A 22,522-nucleotide genomic window follows, 5' to 3' on the forward strand; every position below is an offset into this window, starting at 1 on the left:
TGAAACGCAAGTTCAATTTTCCGTGGAACACGCCACTCTGGAAGAACGAAGGCAGAGCGGCCCGTAAACCTGAACGGGCCTGGCGGCGGACGCCCGGAAGCGGGGGCACCGAGTGAGCCGAAGGGGCGCGCCGGTGTCGAGAGGTCGAGCGCGCGGAGGCCCGAAGGGCTGAGCACGGTCGACCTCTCGACACCGGCTGAGAGCGCCCCGGAGGCGAACGAGCCAATGAAAGAGGGCGGTGGCCGCCTTCTCAAGATCTCTAGTTGGGCCGGTGGACCGTATGCCGGCCGGAGGGAAAGCGATGGGTAGGACACTCGCGGAGAAGGTCTGGGACGACCATGTCGTCCGGCGCGCCGAGGGCGAGCCCGACCTCCTCTTCATCGATCTCCACCTGCTGCACGAGGTGACCAGCCCGCAGGCCTTCGACGGCCTCCGCAAGAGCGGTCGCAGGGTGCGCCGGCTCGACCTGACCATCGCCACCGAGGACCACAACACCCCGACCCTCGACATCGACAAGCCCATCGCCGACCCGGTCTCCCGGATCCAGCTGGAGACGCTGCGCAAGAACGCCGCCGAGTTCGGGGTGCGCCTGCACCCGCTGGGCGACGTCGAGCAGGGTGTCGTGCATGTGGTGGGTCCGCAGCTCGGGCTGACCCAGCCGGGCATGACCGTCGTCTGCGGTGACTCGCACACCTCCACGCACGGCGCCTTCGGCGGTCTGGCGTTCGGCATCGGCACCTCCCAGGTGGAGCACGTGCTGGCCACCCAGACGCTGCCCATGGCCCGCCCGAAGACCATGGCCATCACCGTCAACGGCGAACTGCCCGAGGGCGTCACCGCCAAGGACCTGATCCTGGCGATCATCGCCAAGATCGGTACGGGCGGCGGCCAGGGCTATGTCCTGGAGTACCGCGGCGAGGCCATCGAGAAGCTCTCGATGGAGGCCCGGATGACCATCTGCAACATGTCGATCGAGGCCGGCGCCCGCGCGGGCATGATCGCCCCCGACGAGACCACCTTCGAGTACCTCAAGGGCCGCCCGCACGCGCCCGAGGGCGAGGACTGGGACGCCGCGGTCGCGTACTGGAAGACGCTGAAAACGGACGAGGACGCCGAGTTCGACGCCGAGGTGGTCATCGAGGCCGCCGAGCTGTCGCCGTTCGTCACCTGGGGCACCAACCCGGGCCAGGGCGCTCCGCTTTCGGCGTCCGTCCCCGACCCGGCTTCGTACGAAGACGCTTCGGAGCGCCTCGCCGCCGAAAAGGCCCTGGAATACATGGGGTTGGAGGCCGGCCAGTCGCTGCGCTCCATCAAGGTGGACACCGTCTTCGTAGGTTCCTGCACCAACGGCCGCATCGAGGACCTGCGCGCCGCCGCCGAGCTGCTGAAGGGCCGCAAAGTCGCCGACGGCGTACGGATGCTGGTCGTGCCGGGCTCCGCGCGGGTCGGTCTGCAGGCCGTCTCCGAGGGCCTGGACGTCGTCTTCAAGGAGGCCGGCGCCGAGTGGCGGCACGCGGGCTGCTCGATGTGCCTGGGCATGAACCCGGACCAGCTCGCCCCCGGCGAGCGCTCCGCGTCCACCTCCAACCGCAACTTCGAGGGCCGGCAGGGCAAGGGCGGTCGTACGCACCTGGTGTCGCCGCAGGTCGCGGCGGCCACCGCGGTCCTGGGCCACCTGGCCTCCCCGGCCGACCTGTCCGACGCCGAGACCCGTACGCCCGCTGGAGTCTGAGAAGTCATGGAAGCATTCACCACGCACACCGGCCGGGCCGTCCCGCTGCGCCGCTCCAACGTCGACACCGACCAGATCATCCCTGCTCACTGGCTCAAGAAGGTGACCCGGGACGGGTTCGAGGACGGGCTGTTCGAGGCCTGGCGCAAGGACCCGGAGTTCGTGCTCAACCGCCCCGAGCGGCAGGGCGCCACAGTGCTGGTCGCCGGTCCCGACTTCGGCACCGGTTCCTCCCGTGAGCACGCCGTGTGGGCGCTGCAGAACTACGGCTTCAAGGCCGTCATCTCCTCGCGCTTCGCGGACATCTTCCGCGGCAACTCGCTCAAGAACGGCCTGCTCACGGTGGTTCTGGAGCAGAAGATCGTGGACGCGCTGTGGGAGCTCGTCGAGAAGGACGCGACCGCTGAGGTCACTGTGGACCTTGAGGCTCGTGAGGTGCGGGCCGAGGGCATCACCGCCTCCTTCGAGCTGGACGAGAACTCCCGCTGGCGGCTGCTGAACGGCCTCGACGACATCTCGATCACCCTGCAGAACGAGGCCGACATCGCCGCGTACGAGGCGAAGCGGCCGTCGTTCAAGCCGCGCACGCTCCAGATCTGAGCCGAAGAGTCTTCCGGTTCGGGCCGAAGCGCTTTCCGAGCCGAACCGAAGCTTCCGCACAAGGCCACTTTCGGCCACCAAAACACCCGCGCAGTACCCCCGATCAGCTCCGATCGGGGGTACTGCCATGTCTGCACCCGAACGGCCCTGCCCCGCTCGCGGCCGAACCCAACTTCCCACGTTAAACGGGGTGTTGTTGGGGTACGCGAGCCTTGTAGCGGTGGCTGCCAGGTGAGCCCACAAGGCCGTTTGCGGCCCGAGTTGCGACCCCGAGCAGGCGACAACTCGCCCCAGATGGCACAATCTGTGCATGGAACACGACGGCCAACTCGAGCTCTATGCGGCAGTCGCGGACCAACTCAAGGAAGCGCACGCAAGGGTGCGCGCACTGCAAGTCCCGGAGGGCGTACGGATGGCGCTGACCCGGAAGCTGCTGGTCATTACGGCCGCGGCCAAGCACGACGTCGCCGAAGCGACAAGGCGTCTGGAGCGGTTCATCGCGGACCTCGACGCGGGGCGATTCCCCGAAGAGGAACGCTGAACACCTTCGAGATCGCCGAGTCCGTTGCGGCACAAGGGTGATTAGCCCGTTTCGTGTTTGATTTGCGGTATATATCTGCCTAACGTGCGAAAAAGCTTGAACACTTTCGTTCTGGCGATGTCTCCGAAGGGGAAGACGTGAACAAGGCGCAGCTCGTAGAAGCGATTGCCGACAAGATGGGCGGCCGCCAGCAGGCCGCCGATGCTGTCGACCATGTACTGGACGCCATCGTCCGCGCGGTCGTCGCCGGTGAGCGGGTCTCGGTCACCGGCTTCGGTTCGTTCGAGAAGGTCGACCGTCCGGCTCGTTACGCCCGTAACCCCCAGACGGGCGAGCGGGTTCGGGTCAAGAAGACCTCCGTTCCGCGTTTCCGCGCGGGTCAGGGCTTCAAGGACCTGGTGAGCGGCTCGAAGAAGCTCCCGCGGGGCGGCGAGGTCGCCGTCAAGAAGGCGCCCAAGGGCAGCCTGACCGGTGGTGCCGCGGCTACGGTCAAGAAGGCCGCCGCGAAGAAGACCACCAAGGCGGCCGCGAAGAAGACGACGGCGAAGAAGGCGGCGCCGACGGCGAAGAAGGCCGCCACCGCCAAGAAGACCACGGCGAAGAAGGCGCCCGCCAAGAAGACCACGACGGCCGCCAAGACCACCGCGGCGAAGAAGACCACCGCGAAGAAGGCGACGGCCAAGAAGGCCCCGGCGAAGAAGGCGCCCGCCAAGAAGGCGCCCGCCAAGAAGTCGACGGCGCGCAAGTCCACCGCCAAGAGGACCAGCACCCGCAGCAGGTAGGACCGCACAGGGCACTCACGCGCCGGGCCGGACTCCGTAGGGAGCCCGGCCCGCGGCGTGTTCGGGGATCGGCGCAGTTCAGAAGGTCTGCAGCGTCACCAGCGTGATGCGCCTGGACTCGCCCTCGCCCTCCGTCTCGATGCGCACCCGCTGGCCGGGGCGCAGCAGCCTCAGGCCGCCCGCGTCGAACGCCGGGGCGTCGAAGGGGACGGGGGTGCCGTCGTCCAGCAGCACGCTGCCGCTGCGGGTGTCGGCGTCGTAGGTGTAAGCGGTGGCCTGCATGGCGGCCAGCCTAATGTCCGCCGGGCGAGAGGGCGCGCTGAGGGGCTTTCGGCTCACTGCCGGGCGCGGGCCGTCGTGGCTGGTCCTGCCCGCGCGGCGGGGCCGCATATCGGTACAGCCCCGGGCCCCTTCGGGGCGCGTCGGTCACTTGCCCTCGATCAGTAGCCGTGCCGCCATCGCCGCCGTACGGGGGCCCACCCCCAGGGCCAGGGCCGCGCGCAGGTCATCGCCGGTGTCCACGTCCTGGCGTACGGAGTCCACCTCGTCGAGACGGAGCTCCACCGCCCCCGAGGCGCCATGACGAGCCCGGGAATCCGCGCCGAATGCCGGACGCAATTCCCGGCCGGGAGCGGCGGCCAGCAAGGTCGTGCCGATTGCCGCGGCGTCGGAGAGAAAAGCGCGGGGGAATTCCGCCGCCGAGTCCAGGACCCGGGCCAATTCCAGCGGGCGCAGGGCGGGGAGATCGGCGTTCAGGGCCGCCACGGCACTGTCCGGGCGGGACGACCGTACGACCGCCGCCGCGTGCGCCAGCGCCGCGTTCAGGCCGCCGCCCGGCTCGTCGGCGACGATGTGGGCGCCAAGTGCGCCCAGCTCGCGGCCGGCCAGGGTGTCGTCCGTGACGACCGCCACATCCTTCACCGCCGCACAGGCCAGCGCCGCCGCCACCGTGTCCTGGGCGAACGCGAGGGCCAGGCCGGGGCGCAGCCCGTCCGCGGCGGTGTCCGAGAGCCTGCTCTTCGCCCGCGCCAAGGGCTTCAGGGGTATGACCAAGGTCCACTGCACCAGCGTTTCGTCCCTCTCTAGTCGCGGCCATTCTCACTCAGGCGTCACCATGGGCATCCGGCAGTTACGGCGGCGAGGCGTACGGTGTTCTCGACAGACCGGCGGCCTGGGGCGACACTTGTGCGGCCCCCCGGCCCGATGTCCTTGATCCCTAGAGGAAGGTGTCCGCGTGCCCCGCCGCAGAATCGGCTTCTGGTATCGCTTCGCCGCGGTGCTCTGCAAACCGCCGCTGGTGGTTCTGATCAAGCGGGACTGGCGTGGAATGGAGCACATTCCGGCCGAGGGCGGATTTATCACCGCGGTGAACCACAATTCGCACATCGATCCCTTCGCATACGCGCACTTTCAGTACAACACCGGCCGGGTTCCGCGATTCCTGGCGAAGAGCGGGCTTTTCAAGAAGGGATTCGTCGGCGCCGCGATGCGCGGCACCGGGCAGATCCCCGTCTACCGGGAGACCACGGACGCGCTGAGCGCCTTCCGGGCCGCGATCGCCGCCGTGGAGCGGGGCGAGTGCGTCGCGTTCTACCCCGAGGGAACCCTCACGCGCGACCCGGACCAGTGGCCCATGACCGGCAAGACCGGCGCCGCACGCGTCGCCCTGCAGACCAAGTGCCCGGTGATCCCGGTCGCCCAGTGGGGCGCCAACGAATTGCTGCCGCCCTACGCCAAGAAGCCCAACCTCCTTCCGCGCAAGACCCACCGGGTGCTCGCGGGCCCGCCCGTGGACCTCTCGCGCTTCTACGACAAGGAGATGACCCCGGAGCTCCTCAAGGAGGCGACCGAGGTCATCATGGCCGCCATCACCCGCCAGCTGGAGGAGATCCGCGGCGAGAAGGCGCCCGAGACGCCGTACGACCCGCGCCGGGAGCGCATCGAGCAGCGGCGCAGGACCGCGGCGCAGAACCGGCAGACGCAGACGCAGACACAGCAGAAGGCCGAGCAGGAAGAGGGGCAGGGCACGTGAGCAACCCCGTCAAGGCGGCCGTCATGGGCACCGGGTCGTGGGGCACCGCCTTCGGCATGGTCCTCGCCGACGCCGGCTGCGAGGTGACCCTCTGGGCGCGCCGCGCCGAACTCGCGGAAGCGGTCAACTCCACGCGTACGAACCCCGACTACCTCCCCGGTGTGGAGCTCCCGGAGAACCTGCGGGCCACGCCGGACGCCGCCGAGGCCCTGCACGACGCCGACTTCACCGTGCTCGCCATCCCCTCCCAGACGCTGCGCGGCAACCTCGCCGAATGGACGCCGCTGCTCACGCCCGGCACCGTCCTCGTCTCGCTGATGAAGGGCGTCGAACTCGGCTCCGCGATGCGGATGAGCGAGGTCATCGAGGATGTCGCCAAGGTCGGCCAGGACCGGATCGCCGTGGTCACCGGGCCCAACCTCGCCCGCGAGATCGCAGCCCGCATGCCGGCCGCCGCGGTGGTCGCCTGCACGGACGAGTCCGTCGCCCAGCGGCTCCAGTCCGCCTGCCATACGCCGTACTTCCGGCCGTACACCGAGACGGACGTCGTCGGCTGCGAGCTGGGCGGTGCCGTGAAGAACGTCATCGGCCTCGCCGTCGGCATCGCGGACGGCATGGGGCTCGGCGACAATGCCAAGGGCTCGCTCATCACGCGCGGGCTCGCCGAGACCGCCCGGCTGGGTGTCGTGCTGGGCGCCAACCCGCTGACCTTCTCCGGACTGGCGGGCCTGGGCGACCTGGTGGCGACCTGCTCCTCGCCGCTGTCCCGCAACCACACCTTCGGCACCAACCTCGGCAAGGGCATGACCCTGGAGGAGACCATCGCGGTCACCAAGCAGACCGCCGAGGGCGTCAAGTCCTGTGAGTCCGTGCTGGATCTGGCCCGCAGGCACGGCGTCGACATGCCCATCACGGAGACGGTCGTCGGGATCGTGCACGAGGGCAAGCCGCCGGTGGTCGCGCTGAAGGAGCTGATGTCGCGTAGCGCGAAGCCGGAGCGACGCTGAGCGAACGCACCCTCCGGACGCTGACTGGGACCCTACGGGCGGGTACGCTCAACGCGATATGAGCACCGAGAACCTCCCCCAGAGCCCTGACCAGCCGCCCCGCAAGCCGCGTGTGGCCGTCGTGTTCGGCGGTCGCAGCTCCGAGCACGGGATCTCCATGGTGACCGCCGGCGCCGTACTGCGTGCGATCGACCGGACGAAGTACGACGTCCTGCCGATCGGCATCACGCGCGAAGGCCGCTGGGTGCTCACGGCCGACGAACCGGAACGGATGGCGATCACCGATCGCCGTACGCCCGAGGTCGAGGATCTCGCCGACTCCGGCGAGGGCGGCGTGGTGCTCTCCGTGGACCCGGCCAACCGCGAAGTCGTCTACAGCGAGCCCGGATCGGTGCCCAAGGCCCTCGGTGAGATCGACGTGGTGTTTCCGGTGCTCCACGGCCCGTACGGCGAGGACGGCACCCTCCAGGGCCTCCTGGAGCTCTCCGGCGTGCCGTACGTGGGTTCGGGCGTGCTCGCCTCGGCCGTCGGCCAGGACAAGGAGTACATGAAGCGGGTGTTCACCTCGTTCGGGCTGAAGGTGGGCCCGTACGTGGTGATCCGGCCGCGTGAGTGGGAGCGGGACGAGTCCGCCGCCCGCAAGAAGATCATCGACCTCGCCGGCGACCATGGCTGGCCGCTCTTCGTGAAGCCCGCGCGCGCGGGCTCGTCGATCGGCATCACCAAGGTCGACGACCTGTCCGGCCTGGACGACGCCATCGCCGAGGCCCAGCGGCACGACCCGAAGATCCTCGTCGAGACGGCGCTGCGCGGCCGTGAGATCGAGTGCGGGGTGCTTGAGTTCGAGGACGGCCCGCGTGCCTCCGCCCCCGCCGAGATCCCGCCGCCGGACGCCCACGCGTACTACGACTTCGAGGCCAAGTACATCGACTCGACGCCCGGGATCGTGCCGGCGCCCCTGACGCCGGAGGAGACGGCCGAGGTGCAGCGCCTGGCGGTGGACGCCTTCGAGGCGGCCTCGTGCGAGGGCCTGGTGCGCGCGGACTTCTTCCTCACGGAGGAGGGCGAGTTCGTGATCAACGAGATCAACACGATGCCCGGTTTCACGCCGATCTCGATGTATCCGCAGATGTGGCAGGCGAGCGGGATCAGCTACCCGGACCTGGTCGACAAGCTGATCCAGGCGGCGTTGCGGCGGTCCACCGGGCTCAGGTAGCAGGTGTGACCTTCAGATTGGCGATCCCCTCGGGGATCGCCTTCTTGATGGCCGGGGCCAGGTCGATCAGCACACCCGAGTTGTCCGGGCCCTTCTCCACGGTGACCTCGACATACGCGCGACGGCTCGCGGTCGTGAACCGGTACCCACCGCCGTCCTGCTTCTCCATCAGCCACCGGACGCCTTCCACGCCACCGGCCACCGCGTCCGGGTCACGGCCCTCGGCCACCTTCGGATCGATCATCTTCGGCGGCCGGGGCACACCGCACCGCAGTATGATCGCCGAGTCCCCCCAGCCCGCCGTCAGCGCGGACGCGGGCGAGGGATCCTCCCGGCTCTCACCGTCCACCTTGGCCGGCAGCACCTCGTCCAGGCTCTGGCACAGCTTCGTGGTCTTCGCGTCGGGGCTGGGAACCGCCGCGGACGCGTTGCCGTCTGCTGATGAGCAGCCCGCGGCTGTGATCAGCAGGACGAGCGCGGGAAGCCCGATGACAGAAATGTGCCGGTGACGGAAAGAGTTCACCGGCCAAGGGTAGACGGGGGCTACAGATGTACGACCGGGCAGGTCAGAGTGCGGGTGATGCCGTCCACTTGCTGGACCTTCGCGACCACCATGCGCCCCAGGTCGTCGACCGTGTCGGCCTGGGCGCGCACGATGACGTCGTACGGTCCCGTCACGTCCTCGGCCTGGATGACTCCAGGGATCTTGCTGATCGTCTCAGCGACGGTCGACGCCTTGCCGACCTCCGTCTGGATCAGGATGTACGCCTGTACCACGGAACCTCCAGGGCGGCCACGAGGATCATGTGGGGAAAAGGAACGCCACGGTATCGCGTCGCCGCTCGCCGCGGGGAGACCTACGGGGACCGGGGCTTGCGCGCCGGGGTGCAGGCACGACAGAAGTTGACGTACACCTCGACCGTAACGAGGACCGTAGGGACGCGCGACCGGGTGCGGACAGGGACAGAAGGGGCGTAAGGGAAATGAAGGGCACTGTTGGTGAGCTCGGTGAGTTCGGGCTCATCAGGGAGCTCACCTCCCGTCTCACCACCACCCCGGCGGTCCGGGTCGGCCCCGGCGACGACGCCGCGGTGGTGGCCGCGCCCGACCGCAGGGTGGTCGCCAGCACCGACATCCTGCTGGAGGGACGGCACTTCCGGCGCGACTGGTCCACGGCCTACGACGTCGGCCGCAAGGCCGCCGCGCAGAACCTCGCGGACATCGCCGCCATGGGCGCCGTACCGACCGCCCTGCTGCTCGGCCTGGTCGTGCCGGCCGAACTCCCGGTGACCTGGCCCAGCGAGCTGATGGACGGCCTGCGCGACGAGTGCCAGGTCGCGGGCGCGTCGGTGGTCGGCGGAGACGTCGTACGAGGCGACTCGATCATGGTGTCGATCACCGCGCTCGGCGATCTGCGCAACCAGGAGCCCGTGACGCGGGCCGGCGCGCAGCCCGGCGACCTCGTCGCGGTGACCGGCTGGCTGGGCTGGTCCGCGGCCGGATACGCCGTGCTCTCGCGCGGTTTCCGCTCGCCGCGCGCCTTCGTGGAGGCGCACCGGCGTCCCGAGCCGCCGTATCACGCGGGTCCGGCCGCCGCAGCGCTGGGCGCGACCGCCATGTGCGACGTGAGCGACGGGCTGATCGCCGACCTCGGGCACATCGCCGAGGCCAGCAAGGTCCGTATCGACATCCGGTCCGGCGCGATCGACATCCCGACCCAGATGAACGACATCGGGCAGGCCGTCGGCGTCGACCCCATGCAGTGGGTGCTGACCGGGGGAGAGGACCACGCGATCGTGGCGACCTTCCCGCCGGACGTGAAGCTCCCGGCCCGCTGGAAGGTCATCGGCGAGGTGCTCAACCCCTCGGCGCTGCCCCAGGTGACGGTGGACGGGGCGCCCTGGACCAGCAAGGGCGGCTGGGACCACTTCGGCGGGGACATCGAGTCATGATTCCCAACGTCCTTACGGTGGCGGGCTCCGACTCCGGCGGGGGTGCGGGCATCCAGGCCGACCTGAAGACGATGCTCGCGCTCGGCGTGCACGGCATGAGCGTGATCACCGCGGTCACGGCCCAGAACTCCCTTGGCGTGCAGGGCGCCTGGGAACTCCCGGTGGAGGCCGTGCGGGCGCAGTACCGCAGTGTCGTCGACGACATCGGCGTACAGGCGGTCAAGACGGGGATGCTCGCGTCGGCCGAACTGGTCGAGACGGTGGCCGAGTTGATCGGGGCGACGGACGCGCCGGCGGTGATCGACCCGGTGGGGGTCTCCAAGCACGGCGATTCGCTGCTCGCGGCTTCCGCGCTCGATTCGGTGCGTACGAAGCTGCTGCCGGTGGCGACCGTGGCGACGCCGAACCTGGACGAGGTGGCGCAGTTGACGGGCGTCCGCGTCGAGGCGGAGGAGCAGCTGAGGGAGGCCGCGGCGGCCGTTCTGGCGTACGGGCCGCGGTGGGTGCTGATCAAGGGCGGTCATCTGCCCGGCGACGCCGTCGATCTGCTCACGGACGGCTCCGAGGAGCACTGGCTGCGGGCGCCTCGGCACGACAACCGGCACACCCACGGGACGGGGTGCACACTCGCCTCCGCGGTCGCTTCGGGGCTGGCGAAGGGACTGTCGGTGCCGGAGGCGGTGGCGGCGGCCAAGGAGTACGTCACCGGGGCGATCAAGGCTGGGTTCGCGCTCGGCGGGGGGATCGGGCCGGTGGATCACGGGTGGCGGTTCAGGACGCCCTGATCCTGGGCTCGGTTGGTTCCATGGGCACAGCAATTTTCGGTTGGTTCCATGGGCACAGCAATTTCATGGGCACAGCAAAAAGCCGGTCCACCAGAGGTGGACCGGCTTCGTGCGGCGAACCAGCAGTGGCCGCGCGCTCAGCTGAGCGTCAGCGCGAGACCTTGCCGGCCTTGATGCACGAGGTGCAGGCGTTCACGCGCTTCGGCGTCCCGCCGACCACGGTACGCACACGCTGGATGTTCGGGTTCCAGCGGCGGGACGTACGGCGGTGCGAGTGCGAGATGTTGTTGCCGAAGCCCGGCCCCTTGCCGCAGACGTCGCAGTTGGCAGCCACGGGTCACTCCAAAGACTTCAGATGCACTTACGGTTAATCCCGGCATGCCGGGATCAAGATCTAGGATCAGAGATCTGAGTGGCGGTGCCAGGGGAACGGCCCGATGTGGATCGGGCAACCGGAGCAGCATACAACGGCTGCGCCAGCAGAACGAAACTACCATGGCTGCTCAGGGGCCCGCTCCCGGCCCTCTTCCGGTGCGCACCGGCCCTGGGTCTACGCTGCGTGCCACGTCCAGCAGCTCAGGGAGGCGCAGGTGGCGCAGGTGCCGCAGACATTCTTCGATGCTCTCGCGGTGCGCACCTGGTGCGGCCTCGCGCTGGAGTCGCTCGGTCGCGCGCGTGAGGAGATCGACGCGATCAACGTCTATCCCGTGGCCGACGGGGACACCGGCACGAACCTGTATCTGACGGTGGAGTCGGCGGTCGCGGCGGTGGAGGCCGTGTTCACCGCGTACGACGTGGGCAGGCCCACCCTCGCGGACGCCGTCCGCGCGATGGCGCACGGGGCCCTGATCGGCGCCCGGGGGAACTCCGGGACGATCCTCGCCCAGCTGCTGCGCGGCATGGCGCAGGTGCTCGCCACCGACGGTGAGACGGCTCACACCGATGGTCCCGGTCTCCGTCTCGCCCTGCGGCACGCGGCCGACTCCGCCCGCCAGGCCGTGGCCCACCCCGTCGAGGGCACCGTCCTCACGGTCGCCTCGGCCGCCGCGGACGCGGCCGGTGGGGCCGAGGGCGACGACTGCGGGGCGGTCGCCCGGGCGGCCTACGAGGGGGCGCGTGCGGCGCTGGCCGCGACGCCCGGGCAGCTGGCGGTCCTGGAGCGCGCGGGGGTGGTCGACGCCGGCGGACGCGGACTGGTGGCGGTGCTGGGTGCGCTGGTGGAGACGTTCACGGGGGAGACGGTCGCCGCGGTCTCCGGGGTGCACGCGCGCGTGGAGGGCGCTCCGCACCCCGCCGCTGCCGCTGGTGACAGCGCCCCCCTCGCCGCCGCCGAGGAGTGCGCTGACGTCCTGCAGGCGGGCGGCCCCGCGTTCGAGGTGATCTACCTCCTGGAGGCCGACGACGCGGCCGTGGCGCGGCTGCGGGAGCGGCTCGACACCCTCGGGGACTCGCTGGTCGTGGTCGGGGGCGACGGGCTGTGGAACGTGCACGTGCACGTCGACGACGCCGGTGCCGCCGTGGAAGCCGGCGTCGAGGCCGGACGGCCGTACCGGATCCGGATCACCCACTTCGGGGCCGGCGACGTGCACACCACGGGGGGTGAGCGGCCGGCCCCGGAGCGGGCCCAGCGTGCCGTGGTCGCCGTCGTGCCCGGTGAGGGCCTGGCCGGGCTGTACACCGAGGCCGGTGCCACCACCGTCCTCGCCCGTCCCGGGGAGCCGCCCGCGAGCGGCGAGCTCGTGGAGGCGGTACGGCGCGCCCACGCGCGCGAGGTCGTGCTGCTGCCCAACGACGCCGAGCTGCGCCACACCGCGGCCGCGGCGGCCGAGCAGGTCCGCACGGAGGGCATCCGTGTCGCGCTGATCCCGACCCGCTCGGCGGTCCAGGGCATCGCGGCGCTCGCCGTGCACGAGCCGGAGCGCCGCTTCGACGAGGACGTGGTGTCGATGACCTCGGCGGCCGGTGCCACCCGGTACGCCGAGGTCGCCGTCGCCGAGCGCCAGTCCTGGACCATGGCCGGCATCTGCCAGGCCGGCGACGTCCTCGGCCTCATCGACGGCGACGTGGCCGTGATCGGCTCGGACGTCACGGCCACCGCCGAGACCGTCCTCGACCGCATGCTCTCGGCCGGCGGCGAACTCGTCACCCTCGTCCTCGGCGACGAGGCGCCCGAGGCGATCGCCGAGCACCTGGAGGCACGCGTGCGTGAGGCCTACCTCGCCGTCGACACGGTGGTGTACCGGGGCGGGCGGCAAGGGGCACTGCTGCTCATCGGCGTGGAGTGAGCGCCTTGCCGAGCCCGGCGGGGGGGCTAGCGCGGGTCCCGTTCCTCCACCACCTGAAGCATCTGCCCGGCTTCCGCCCGGCGCTCCTCGGCCGCCTCGGCGTTCTCGCCGGAGCCTTCGTACGCCGCCAGCACCGCACGCGCGCGTGCCGCGGCCTGTGCCGGACGGCCCAGGTCGGCCTCCAGCCAGCCCGCGGCGAGTTCGGCGCCGGTGCGGCTGTGCAGGGCCTCGTCGCCGAGGGAGGCGAACACCTCGACGGCCCGGGTCACCTGGGTCAGGGCCGCCTCCAGCGCGGCCCGGATCGACTCGTCCTCGGCGTCCTCGGCGGCGGAACGGGCGAGCAGGTCGCCGAACTGGCGATGGGTCTGACCGAGTTCGGCGGTGAGCCGGTCTCGCGCCTCCTCGTCGTGCGCCGCCGCCAGCGCCGCCGCGCACTCCCCGACCGCGTCGGCCATCAGCTCCGACGCCCTGTCGTCCCGGTCCGCCACGCGCAGCGCCAGCCACGCCCGGGCGCGCAGGGAGCGGACGAGGCCGTGGACGTTGCCGAGGTCGCGCCACAGGGTGCCCGCGCGCGTGTAGGCCTCGTCGGCCTCGGAGAGGAGCCCCGCGTGGCCGAGGGACTCGGCGGCGAGATGGGCGAGCGTGGCGTGGTCGTGCTGCTCGGGCCAGTGCCGGGCGGTCTCGGCCGCCTGCAGCCGGCGTTCCGCCGCGGCGCGGTGTTCGCCGAGCTCGCTCAGGCAGTCGCCGAGCCACCACTGCGTCTGGACGACCAGGCCCTCGCCGTGCGTCTCGGCGCTCAGGTCGGGCAGCGCCGACTCCAGCACCTCGGCGGCCTCCGCGAACCGCCCCTGCCGCAGCAGGACCCCGCCGAGCTGGTGCCGCGCCCAGGCGCCCAGCGTGCGGCTCTCGCCCGCCTCGTCGGCCCAGTGCGCCGCCTGAAGGGCGTGTTCGGCGGCCTCCTCGGGCAGCCCCCGGCCGCCGAGCACCTCCGCCAGCTGCAGATGCAGCTGGGCCCGCCCCGGGGCCTCCAGATGCGGTCCGCCGTGCTCCAGGGCCGCGCGCAGCGCCCGCTCCGCCTCCGCGGTGTCGCCGAGATGGTGCGCGAGCCCGGCCAGCCGGGCCTCGTACTCCACCGCGAACCACGGCAGACCCGCTCCGACGAACGCCGCCGAGGCCCGCGCGAACAGCTCCGCGGCCCGCTCCACGTCCCCGGCGAGCGCCGCCAGCTCCGCGAGCATCGCCTGCGCCTCCGCGGCCCGGGAGGCCAGCCGCACGTCGTCCCCGGCCCGCCCGTCGACGAGCGCGAGCACCTCACGGGCGGCGGTCTCCGCGTCGGCGAGGACGGCTTGGTCCACCGTGTCCTCGGCCTCGTGCACCCGGCGCATCAGAATCCGCGCCCGGCTCATCAGCACGGCCGCCGTCTGCCGGACCTCCGTGCCGTCCTCGGCGTACAGCGCGAGCACCCGGTCGTACAGGTCGGTGATCGCCGCGAGGGCCTCGGGGAGCTGGCCCGCGAGAGCGCGTACGTAGGCTCCACGCGCGCGTGCCGCCAAGGCCTCCCCGGGGTCGCCCGCCTCCGCGTACAGCTCGGCGGCCTGCTCGAACAGGGCGATGCCCTCGGGGCCCAGGTCCATCGCCCGGTGGTCGGCGATCTCCGCCCGGTCGCGGGCGTCCAGCTCGACGCCCTCGGCAGCCCGCGACACCGCCGCCCAGGCCTCGACGGCGTTCGGCTGCAGGGTGTCCGACAGCCGCCGCGCCTCGGCGAGCAGCGTGGACAGATCGGGCTCCGCGTGCTCGGGCACGCCGGCCCTGGCCGCCGCGGGCGCCGCCACTGTCGTCGTCCGCACCGCCGTACGCACCCCCAGCGGCAGCCGCTCCACCAGTGGCCGCTGTGCCATACGCGCGCGTGCCCGCTCGCTGATGTGCGCCGTGCCGTTGCGCTCGTCGAAGCGCGCGGCCAGCGCGAGGGCCTCCCCGCGCGCGTGGGCGGCGAGTTCGCGAGCGGTCCAGCCACGGCCCGCCGGGCCCGGCACCTGCTGATCACCCAGCCCGAGCGTGCTCAAGCGGTCCATGAGCAGGGCCACCACCGCCATGAAGTCCAGCTTGCTGCGCGGATGCCCGTCGTCCGTGAAGTACGCCGGCCGCTCCGCGAGCAGCTCCAGGCCGCGCGCCTCGTTCCCGGTCAGCGCGCAGAACTCCACGTGGTCCGCGTACGCCCCGCGCATGCTCTCCATGGCCCGCACGAGCCTGAAGCCCCGCAGATGGTTGGCGCGGGCCTCGTCCTCGCGGCCCAGGCGCAGCAGCGGCACCAGGGAGGACGCGAGGACCGTGTGCGGCTCGTGGGCGCACGTGAACTCGCCCTCCAGGACCGGCCCCCACAGCCGCAGCGCCGCCACGTCCCGGCCCCGCTCCGCCTGCCACCACCCCTGCCCGTGCAGCTCGCAGGCGTGGCAGTCGGCCATGCTGTCCCGGTCGGCGGCCAGCCAGGCGGCGTACGCCCGCTCGGCCCGGGCCACGTCCCCGACATGCGCGGCCACGCTGAACTCGGCGCTGCGAACGGCCCGTTCGGAGTGCCCGGCGAGCCGGTAGCGGTGCTCCATCTCACCGAGCCACTTCTCGATCGAGGCCAGCGGGATGTGCGGCTGGTCGAGCATGCCGGACGACATCCACTTGAAGACCCAGTGCAGCGAGTGCGTCTCGTCCTCGTCGAAGTCCTCGGGCCGCTCGTCCCACATGCGCAGCAGACGCGCGAAGGGGACGAACATCTTCGCCTTCTCCGAGCTGTAGTTGTAGACCTTCAGCTGGTGTCCGAGCGCCTCGATCACGGCGAGCGGGATGTTCAGCTTCTCGGCCTCGGCGAGCAGCCGCTCCGCGCGCGCGTTGCGGGCGGGACCCTCCGGCTGCTCGCCGTTCTCCGCCATCGCCCGGCGCAGTGAGTCGAAGTCCGTGATCTCGCCCATCAGCGGCCCTCCTCGCCGTTCGTGGCCCACTCCAGCAGACCGATGAAGGCCCGGTTCAGCAGCGCCGAGTCGGCGGGCCTGAGCGGGCGCTGCGCCATCAGCAGGGCCTGGCCGTAGAGGGACTCGGTGGCGGTGCCGATCAGTTCCCGGTCACCCAGGGAGCTGATCCTGCGGACCAGGGGGCTGAGGTGGTTGAGCACGAGCCGCGCGCGGGGGGCGCTGCCGCGCAGCGAGCCGAGGATGCCCGCCCACAGGTCGTCGGCCTGCTCCTCCGCCTCCGCACGGGCCTGCTCGTGCCGGGCCGCCCGGTCGTCGAGGTGCAGCGCGGGCACGGACAGCGGATGGAAGGCGCGCAGGACGACGTCACAGCCCAGCGGGTCGAGCTTGGCCCGCGCGGCCGCCAGGAAGCCCGACAGGGCCAGCTCCTCGGCCGGATCGACGCAGTCCAGGTGGGCGGTCACGGTGTCCGCGTCCAGTTCGGCGACCACGGTGCCCGGCCGTACCGAAGGCAGCGCCTCGACCAGCTCACTGTCGTACGTGTAACCGCCGTTGATCACCCCGACGCCCTGCGCCGACGCGATCGGCGCGACCTGCCGGTACTCCTCGACGGTCCGCGTGAAGTGCACCACCGGGTGCCGCTGCGCGAACTCCTCCAGGGACAGCCGTCCGTCCGTCGTCTCGAACGGCAGCCACGGCAGCATCGTGCGCAGCATCTCCTTGTCGTGCCGCGCGAGGGACTTCACGCCCAGGTGATGCACGGCCAGGAAGGCCGCCAGCCGTTCCGGGTCACCGGCCGCCAGAGCCGTCAGCCAGGACCGAATCCTTTCGCCCAGCGCCTCCCGCACGGCCGCCAGCGTCTCGTCCTCGTACAGCGACTCCCGCGAGGCCGTGGGCCGCAGGCTGTCCGTGTCGAGCACGCACCGCACGAAGAACGCCCAGTCCGGCAGCAGCTGTTCGGCCCGCTCGGTCAGCAGCATGCCCTTGAGATGGACGCGATGACCGGCTCGCTGGGCCGGGCTGACCGCCGAGGGCAGGACGTACGCCACCCCGCGGATCCCGGCGAGCGGCACGTCCAGCTCGATCGAGTCCAGCGGGGTGAAGCCGAACAGGTCGTGACAGTGCCGGGCCAGGGCCACCCTCCGGGTGGCGGGGGACTGGTACGGCCGGTCCCAGGGCGCGGGCAGGTCGGTGACCGCCTCGCCGCCGACCCGGACGTCGTACGGCAGCAGCGAGCCGAAGTCGCGCGCCAGCGCCAGGACCCGGTCCTCGGCCAGCCACTCGGCGGCCCCGGCCCGCGCCACCAGGTGCACGGTCGTGCCCGGTTCGGCGCGGGCGTCGTCCGGCAGCGTCCGCACGGTGTACGAACCGTCGTCCGTCGCCGTCCACTCCACGGGCGCCGCGTCCGGCGTACGGGAGCTGCGGCTGACGACGCGGATCCGCTCGGCGACCACGAAACAGGCCAGCAGGCCGATGCCGAACTGCCCGAGGAACTCGGACCGGGCCTCCTGCAGCCCCTCGGCACGCTTGGAGCTGCGCCCGATGGTCGCGAGGAGGCTGTGCACGTCCGCCTCGGTGAGCCCGACCCCGGAGTCCTCGACCCGCAGGGCGCCCGACTCGGCGTACAGCCGCACCACGGCGGGCGCGCCCGGCTCCTCGGCGCGCCTGGCGGTGATGGCGTCGACGGCGTTCTGCAACAGCTCGCGCAGGTAGACCTTCGGGCTGGAGTAGAGGTGATGGGACAGCAGGTCCACCAGACCACGCAGGTCGACCTGGAACGTATGAGGTGTCTGGGGTGAGCGGGGAGGCTGAGGTGCCTGGGATGGCTGTGAGGTCTGGGAGTCCATCGTCGCTGCGCCGGTGGGGGGACGTTCGCGTCGGCGCGGGGTCGGGCGGCCCCGGTGAAGCGGTGACCGCGGAAAGGATGGCCGGAGCGCGCCATCCTAGAGCCGGATCGAGCCGTCCGACCAGGGGCTTCCGGGACGTTTCCGGCACGGCCGCCGCGACCTCTACGGCAATTGTCAGTGCCGTGGTGTGGAATGGATCTCGTGCCCGCACTGGAACAACCACTGAAGAAAGTGCTCGGCCCTCCCACCGCGAAGGTGATGGCCGAGCACCTCGGCCTGCACACCGTCGGCGACCTCCTGCACCACTACCCCCGCAGATACGAGGAGCGCGGCCAGCTCACCCACCTCGCCGACCTCCCCATGGACGAGCACGTCACGGTCGTGGCCCAGGTCGCCGACGCCCGCCTGCACACCTTCGCCTCCACCAAGGCCCCGCGGGGCAAGGGCCAGCGCCTCGAAGTCACGATCACGGACGGCAGCGGCCGCCTCCAACTCGTCTTCTTCGGCAACGGCGTTCACAAGCCGCACAAGGAGCTGCTGCCGGGCACACGCGCGATGTTCGCGGGCAAGGTCTCCGTCTTCAACCGCCGTCTGCAACTGGCGCATCCGGCGTACGAGTTGCTGCGCGGTGACGCGGAGGAAACCGTCGAGACATGGGCGGGCGCCCTGATCCCCATCTACCCGGCCACCGCCAAACTGGAGTCCTGGAAGATCGGCAAGGCGGTCCAGACGGTCCTGCCCAGTGTCCAGGAGGCCGTCGATCCGCTCCCGGACTCCCTCCGCGAGGGCCGCGGCCTGGTCTCCCTTCCCGAGGCCCTGCTCAAGATCCACCGCCCGCACACCAAGGCGGACATCGAGGACGCCCGCTCGCGCCTCAAGTGGGACGAGGCCTTCGTCCTGCAGGTGGCCCTCGCCCGCCGCCGCCGCGCCGACGCCCAGCTCCCCGCGGTCGCCCGCAAGCCCCAGCCGAACGGCCTCCTCGCGGCCTTCGACGACCGCCTCCCCTTCACCCTCACCGAGGGCCAGCAGAAGGTCTCCAAGGAAATCTTCGACGACCTGGCGACGGAGCATCCGATGCACCGCCTGCTCCAGGGGGAAGTGGGCTCCGGAAAGACGATGGTGGCCCTGCGCGCCATGCTCGCCGTCGTCGACGCGGGCGGTCAGGCCGCCATGCTCGCGCCCACCGAAGTACTCGCCCAGCAGCACCACCGCTCGATCGTCGAGATGATGGGCGAACTCGCCGAGGGCGGAATGCTGGGCGGCGCCGACCAGGCCACGAAGGTGGTCCTGCTGACCGGGTCCATGGGCGCCGCCGCCCGCCGCCAGGCCCTGCTCGACCTCGTCACCGGTGAGGCCGGGATCGTGATCGGCACGCACGCGTTGATCGAGGACAAGGTCCAGTTCCACGACCTCGGCCTGGTCGTCGTCGACGAACAGCACCGCTTCGGCGTCGAACAGCGCGACGCCCTGCGCGGCAAGGGCAAGCAGCCGCCCCACCTGCTCGTCATGACGGCTACGCCCATCCCCCGCACGGTCGCCATGACCGTCTTCGGTGACCTGGAGACCTCGGTCCTCGACCAGCTCCCCGCCGGCCGCTCACCCATCGCCTCCCATGTCGTCCCGGCCGCGGACAAGCCCCACTTCCTCGCCCGCGCCTGGGAACGGGTGCGGGAAGAGGTCGAGAACGGCCATCAGGCGTACGTCGTCTGCCCCCGCATCGGCGACGAGGAGGACGACCCGAAGAAGGCCGGCAAGAAGAAGTCCCCGGAGGACGAGGCCGACAAGCGCCCGCCGCTCGCGGTCCTCGACGTGGCGGACCAGCTCGCCAAGGGGCCTCTCCAAGGCCTCGGGGTGGAGGTCCTGCACGGCCGTATGGCACCGGACGACAAGGACGCCGTCATGCGCCGCTTCGCCGCCGGCGAGACAGACGTCCTGGTCGCCACGACGGTCATCGAGGTCGGCGTGAACGTCCCGAACGCCACCGCCATGGTGATCATGGACGCCGACCGCTTCGGCGTCTCCCAGCTCCACCAGCTGCGCGGCCGGGTGGGCCGAGGCTCCGCACCCGGCCTCTGTCTCCTGGTCACCGACATGCCGGAGGCCAGCGCGGCCCGCCAGCGCCTGAACGCGGTCGCCTCCACCCTCGACGGCTTCGAACTCTCCCGCATCGACCTGGAACAGCGCCGCGAGGGGGACGTCCTGGGGCAGGCGCAGTCGGGCGCTCGTTCCTCGCTGCGGGTTCTCGCGGTCATCGAGGACGAGGAGATCATCGCCGAGGCACGGGAGGAGGCGGCGAGGCTGGTGGCCACCGACCCTGAGCTGACGCAGCTTCCCGGCCTACGGACGGCCCTGGACGCCCTCTTGGACGAGGAAAGGGAGCAGTACTTGGAAAAGGGGTGAAGTGCGGCGCCCCGTAAGGGGCGCGGGGAACTGCGCGAGCAACCACGACGGACCTGCTGTCAAACTGAATCCGTAACCACCCGCGAACAAGGACCGAAGATGACCCGCGTGATCGCCGGCGCAGCCGGCGGACGTCGCCTGGCAGTCCCGCCAGGGACCGGCACCCGCCCAACCTCCGACCGCGCACGCGAGGGCCTCTTCTCCACCTGGCAGTCCCTCCTGGGCGGCCCCCTGGACGGCGAGCGGGTCCTCGACCTGTACGCGGGTTCAGGCGCCGTGGGCCTGGAAGCCCTCTCCCGCGGCGCCGGCCACACCCTCCTCGTCGAGGCCGATGCCCGCGCGGCCCGCATCGTCCGCGAGAACGTCAGGAATCTCGGCCTCCCCGGCGCCGAGGTGAGGGCGGGCAAAGCCGAACAGATCATCCAGGCACCGCCGCCGGCCGAGCCGTACGACATCGTCTTCCTCGACCCGCCGTACCGCGTCTCAGATCACGATCTTCGCGAGATTCTGCTCACACTCCGCTCGGGGGGCTGGCTCGCGCCCGAGGCGCTCGTCACCGTGGAGCGCAGCACCAGAGGCGGCGAATTCAGGTGGCCGGACGGCTTCGAGGCGATCCGGGCCCGTCGCTACGGCGAGGGAACGTTTTGGTACGGTCGCGCCGCCTCTACGTGCGAAGACGCACGATGACCGGACCGGAGAGCGAGGGATCACAAGTGCGCCGCGCCGTATGTCCCGGGTCGTTCGACCCGATCACCAACGGACACCTCGACATCATTTCCCGCGCCTCCAGGCTGTACGACGAGGTCTACGTCGCGGTCATGATCAACAAGTCCAAGAGGGGCCTGTTCGAGGTCGACGAGCGGATCGACCTGATCCGCCAGGTCACCGCCGAGTACCCGAACGTCCGGGTCGAGGCCTTCCACGGCCTCCTCGTCGACTACTGCAAGCAGCGTGAGATCCCGGCCATCGTCAAGGGCCTGCGCGCGGTCAGCGACTTCGACTACGAGCTGCAGATGGCCCAGATGAACAACGGCCTGTCGGGTGTGGAGACGCTCTTCGTGCCGACCAACCCGACCTACAGCTTCCTCTCCTCCTCCCTGGTCAAGGAGGTCGCCACCTGGGGCGGCGACGTCTCCCACCTGGTGCCGCCGGTCGTCCTGGAGGCCCTCAACCAGCGCCTGCGCAAGGACTGATGGGGCTACAGTCGTCCCGTCCGTCTCCAACACAGCTGTAGAGAGTGGCGAGCACAGGTGGACGTGCAGAAGAAGCTCGACGAGATCGTGGCCGCGGTCTCCGGCGCCCGGTCGATGCCCATGTCGGCCTCGTGCGTGGTCAACCGCGCCGAACTGCTCTCGATGCTGGAAGAGGTCCGTCAGGCCCTCCCCGGCTCCCTCGCCCAGGCCCAGGAGCTGATCGGCGACCGCGAGCAGATGGTCGAGCAGGCCCGCCAGGAGGCCGAGCGGATCATCCAGGGCGCGCACGCCGAGCGCGGCTCCCTGATCTCCGACACCGAGGTCGCCCGCCGCTCCCAGGCCGAGGCCGACCGCATCCTCGCCGAGGCCCGCAAGGAGGCCGAGGAGATCCGCGCGGAGGCCGACGACTACGTCGACTCCAAGCTCGCCAACTTCGAGGTCGTCCTCACCAAGACCCTCGGCTCCGTCGGCCGCGGCCGCGAGAAGCTCCTCGGCACCGGCCCCGGCACCGACGAGCAGGGCTACGAGGACGAGGACGCCCCCGAGCGCAGCCACGACCCGGAGACCCTGCGCCGCACCGCCGACCAGTACGTCGACGCCAAGCTCGGCGCCTTCGAGGCGGTCCTCGCCAAGACCCTGGATGCGGTCGGCCGTGGCCGCCAGAAGCTGCACGGCCGAATCGCCACCGACGACCTCGGCGCCCTCGCCGACGACCTCTCCACCGTGCAGCACTCCAGCGACGCCGACTACCTCGCCGACCTCGCCGCCCTCGCGGAGCGGGACACCCCGGCGGCCCCCGCCGAACAGGCCGCGGAGCAGCAGCAGCGGTACGACCAGCAGACCGCGCAGCCGGCATACGGCTACCAGCAGCAGAGCGACCCCTACGGCGGCTACCAGCAGGGCTACGGCCAGCAGGACGCGTACGGCTACCAGCAGGCCGATCCCTACGCCTACCAGGGCTACGACGCCCAGCAGGCCGCCTACGACCCCCAGCAGGCGCAGCAGGCCCAGCAGGCCCAGCAGCAGCCGCAGCAGGCCGCCCAGGGCCAGGGCTACGCCCTCGACGAGACCAGCCTCTTCGACACCAGCATGATCAGTGCCGAGCAGCTGAGGGCCTACGAGCAGGGGCGCGGCCAGTAAGGGACCACCGGATTGGGCCGTGAGGGAAAGGTCCAGTATCCTGGCTCTTCGGT

The 22,522-nt window shown here is 71.2% G+C and carries 21 protein-coding genes; 14 read left to right on the top strand and 7 right to left on the bottom strand.

What is annotated here, in order from left to right; all coding sequences use genetic code 11:
- Positions 1-301 precede the first annotated feature (301 nt).
- The 4 genes from leuC (at position 302) to AQI70_RS34535 (ending at position 3,655) form a co-directional block, all read left to right on the top strand.
- Complete coding sequence (gene leuC / locus AQI70_RS34520; protein WP_062156394.1) at positions 302-1,732, top strand: 3-isopropylmalate dehydratase large subunit; 1,431 nt, start codon at positions 302-304, stop codon at positions 1,730-1,732.
- A gap of 6 nt (positions 1,733-1,738) precedes the next feature.
- Positions 1,739-2,332 (top strand): 3-isopropylmalate dehydratase small subunit, encoded by a 594-nt coding sequence (leuD, locus tag AQI70_RS34525; RefSeq protein ID WP_003997612.1) that lies wholly within the window; start codon positions 1,739-1,741, stop codon positions 2,330-2,332.
- 310 nt (positions 2,333-2,642) lie between these two features.
- The gene (locus AQI70_RS34530) at positions 2,643-2,873 is read left to right on the top strand and encodes an SCO5555 family protein (RefSeq protein ID WP_003997611.1); all 231 of its coding nucleotides are present in this window, start codon (positions 2,643-2,645) and stop codon (positions 2,871-2,873) included.
- A 137-nt stretch (positions 2,874-3,010) separates the two neighbouring features.
- Complete coding sequence (locus AQI70_RS34535; protein ID WP_062156395.1) at positions 3,011-3,655, top strand: HU family DNA-binding protein; 645 nt, start codon at positions 3,011-3,013, stop codon at positions 3,653-3,655.
- A 78-nt stretch (positions 3,656-3,733) separates the two neighbouring features.
- Here the strand turns inward: AQI70_RS34535 and AQI70_RS34540 are convergent, their stop codons facing one another.
- Both AQI70_RS34540 and cofC read right to left on the bottom strand, forming a co-directional pair.
- Positions 3,734-3,937 carry a hypothetical protein gene (locus AQI70_RS34540; RefSeq protein WP_062156396.1) on the bottom strand — a complete coding sequence of 68 codons (204 nt, stop codon included), beginning with the start codon at positions 3,935-3,937 and terminating at the stop codon, positions 3,734-3,736.
- A 144-nt stretch (positions 3,938-4,081) separates the two neighbouring features.
- Complete coding sequence (cofC, locus tag AQI70_RS34545) at positions 4,082-4,720, bottom strand: 2-phospho-L-lactate guanylyltransferase (protein WP_062156397.1); 639 nt, start codon at positions 4,718-4,720, stop codon at positions 4,082-4,084.
- Positions 4,721-4,889: 169 nt separating this feature from the next.
- Here cofC and AQI70_RS34550 point away from each other — a divergent pair, with 169 nt between their 5' ends.
- Genes AQI70_RS34550 through AQI70_RS34560 form a run of 3 tightly spaced genes read left to right on the top strand, consistent with a single transcriptional unit; the run spans position 4,890 to position 7,910 of the window.
- The gene (locus tag AQI70_RS34550; protein WP_062156398.1) at positions 4,890-5,687 is read left to right on the top strand and encodes a lysophospholipid acyltransferase family protein; all 798 of its coding nucleotides are present in this window, start codon (positions 4,890-4,892) and stop codon (positions 5,685-5,687) included.
- Positions 5,684-6,694: an NAD(P)H-dependent glycerol-3-phosphate dehydrogenase gene (locus AQI70_RS34555; RefSeq protein WP_062156399.1), complete on the top strand. Its 1,011-nt coding sequence runs from the start codon at positions 5,684-5,686 to the stop codon at positions 6,692-6,694. The genes AQI70_RS34550 and AQI70_RS34555 overlap by 4 nt, the downstream gene beginning before the upstream one ends.
- Before the next feature lie 58 nt (positions 6,695-6,752).
- The gene (locus tag AQI70_RS34560; protein WP_062156400.1) at positions 6,753-7,910 is read left to right on the top strand and encodes a D-alanine--D-alanine ligase family protein; all 1,158 of its coding nucleotides are present in this window, start codon (positions 6,753-6,755) and stop codon (positions 7,908-7,910) included.
- Here the strand turns inward: AQI70_RS34560 and AQI70_RS34565 are convergent.
- Complete coding sequence (locus AQI70_RS34565; protein ID WP_062156401.1) at positions 7,903-8,433, bottom strand: DUF3515 domain-containing protein; 531 nt, start codon at positions 8,431-8,433, stop codon at positions 7,903-7,905. The genes AQI70_RS34560 and AQI70_RS34565 overlap by 8 nt on opposite strands.
- Before the next feature lie 20 nt (positions 8,434-8,453).
- Entirely contained in the window at positions 8,454-8,687 is a 234-nt protein-coding gene (locus AQI70_RS34570; RefSeq protein ID WP_003997603.1) for an Lrp/AsnC family transcriptional regulator, read from the bottom strand.
- Between the two features lie 206 nt (positions 8,688-8,893).
- On the opposite strand from AQI70_RS34570, the gene AQI70_RS34575 reads away from it, so the two are divergent.
- Positions 8,894-9,862 (top strand): thiamine-phosphate kinase, encoded by a 969-nt coding sequence (locus AQI70_RS34575; RefSeq protein WP_003997602.1) that lies wholly within the window; start codon positions 8,894-8,896, stop codon positions 9,860-9,862.
- Complete coding sequence (gene thiD, locus AQI70_RS34580; protein WP_062156402.1) at positions 9,859-10,647, top strand: bifunctional hydroxymethylpyrimidine kinase/phosphomethylpyrimidine kinase; 789 nt, start codon at positions 9,859-9,861, stop codon at positions 10,645-10,647. The genes AQI70_RS34575 and thiD overlap by 4 nt, the downstream gene beginning before the upstream one ends.
- A gap of 148 nt (positions 10,648-10,795) precedes the next feature.
- Here thiD and rpmB read toward each other — a convergent pair whose 3' ends face one another.
- Positions 10,796-10,981, bottom strand: a complete 186-nt coding sequence (gene rpmB, locus AQI70_RS34585; RefSeq protein WP_003993230.1) for a 50S ribosomal protein L28 — start codon at positions 10,979-10,981, stop codon at positions 10,796-10,798.
- 256 nt (positions 10,982-11,237) lie between these two features.
- Between rpmB and AQI70_RS34590 the strand changes: the two genes are divergently transcribed.
- On the top strand, positions 11,238-12,932 hold the full coding sequence (locus AQI70_RS34590; RefSeq protein WP_062156403.1) for a DAK2 domain-containing protein: 1,695 nt from the start codon (positions 11,238-11,240) through the stop codon (positions 12,930-12,932).
- 26 nt (positions 12,933-12,958) lie between these two features.
- Here the strand turns inward: AQI70_RS34590 and AQI70_RS34595 are convergent, their stop codons facing one another.
- Both AQI70_RS34595 and AQI70_RS34600 read right to left on the bottom strand, forming a co-directional pair.
- On the bottom strand, positions 12,959-15,892 hold the full coding sequence (locus tag AQI70_RS34595) for a tetratricopeptide repeat protein (protein WP_062156404.1): 2,934 nt from the start codon (positions 15,890-15,892) through the stop codon (positions 12,959-12,961).
- Positions 15,892-17,736, bottom strand: a complete 1,845-nt coding sequence (locus AQI70_RS34600) for an HSP90 family protein (protein ID WP_062156405.1) — start codon at positions 17,734-17,736, stop codon at positions 15,892-15,894. The genes AQI70_RS34595 and AQI70_RS34600 overlap by 1 nt, the downstream gene beginning before the upstream one ends.
- Before the next feature lie 192 nt (positions 17,737-17,928).
- Between AQI70_RS34600 and recG the strand changes: the two genes are divergently transcribed.
- From recG to AQI70_RS34620, 4 genes are all read left to right on the top strand, one after another.
- Positions 17,929-20,136 carry an ATP-dependent DNA helicase RecG gene (recG, locus tag AQI70_RS34605; RefSeq protein WP_062156406.1) on the top strand — a complete coding sequence of 736 codons (2,208 nt, stop codon included), beginning with the start codon at positions 17,929-17,931 and terminating at the stop codon, positions 20,134-20,136.
- Between the two features lie 99 nt (positions 20,137-20,235).
- Positions 20,236-20,823, top strand: coding sequence for a 16S rRNA (guanine(966)-N(2))-methyltransferase RsmD (gene rsmD, locus AQI70_RS34610; protein WP_062156407.1), 588 nt, complete (start codon positions 20,236-20,238; stop codon positions 20,821-20,823).
- A gap of 26 nt (positions 20,824-20,849) precedes the next feature.
- Entirely contained in the window at positions 20,850-21,329 is a 480-nt protein-coding gene (gene coaD, locus AQI70_RS34615; protein ID WP_062156408.1) for a pantetheine-phosphate adenylyltransferase, read from the top strand.
- A gap of 57 nt (positions 21,330-21,386) precedes the next feature.
- Positions 21,387-22,469: an ATP synthase F0 subunit B gene (locus AQI70_RS34620; RefSeq protein ID WP_062156409.1), complete on the top strand. Its 1,083-nt coding sequence runs from the start codon at positions 21,387-21,389 to the stop codon at positions 22,467-22,469.
- Positions 22,470-22,522: the final 53 nt, after the last annotated feature.

The organism is Streptomyces curacoi (assembly GCF_001513975.1).
Lineage (GTDB): Bacteria > Actinomycetota > Actinomycetes > Streptomycetales > Streptomycetaceae > Streptomyces > Streptomyces curacoi.

Bases quoted from the DNA above. Each gene is read 5' to 3' on its own strand.
- AQI70_RS34595 (WP_062156404.1), bottom strand. From the start codon at position 15,892: ATGGGCGAGATCACGGACTTCGACTCACTGCGCCGGGCGATGGCGGAG.
- recG (WP_062156406.1), top strand. From the start codon at position 17,929: ATGGATCTCGTGCCCGCACTGGAACAACCACTGAAGAAAGTGCTCGGC.
- AQI70_RS34540 (WP_062156396.1), bottom strand. From the start codon at position 3,937: ATGCAGGCCACCGCTTACACCTACGACGCCGACACCCGCAGCGGCAGC.
- AQI70_RS34575 (WP_003997602.1), top strand. From the start codon at position 8,894: ATGAAGGGCACTGTTGGTGAGCTCGGTGAGTTCGGGCTCATCAGGGAG.
- AQI70_RS34600 (WP_062156405.1), bottom strand. From the start codon at position 17,736: ATGGACTCCCAGACCTCACAGCCATCCCAGGCACCTCAGCCTCCCCGC.
- rsmD (WP_062156407.1), top strand. From the start codon at position 20,236: ATGACCCGCGTGATCGCCGGCGCAGCCGGCGGACGTCGCCTGGCAGTC.
- thiD (WP_062156402.1), top strand. From the start codon at position 9,859: ATGATTCCCAACGTCCTTACGGTGGCGGGCTCCGACTCCGGCGGGGGT.
- leuD (WP_003997612.1), top strand. From the start codon at position 1,739: ATGGAAGCATTCACCACGCACACCGGCCGGGCCGTCCCGCTGCGCCGC.
- AQI70_RS34560 (WP_062156400.1), top strand. From the start codon at position 6,753: ATGAGCACCGAGAACCTCCCCCAGAGCCCTGACCAGCCGCCCCGCAAG.
- leuC (WP_062156394.1), top strand. From the start codon at position 302: ATGGGTAGGACACTCGCGGAGAAGGTCTGGGACGACCATGTCGTCCGG.
- AQI70_RS34530 (WP_003997611.1), top strand. From the start codon at position 2,643: ATGGAACACGACGGCCAACTCGAGCTCTATGCGGCAGTCGCGGACCAA.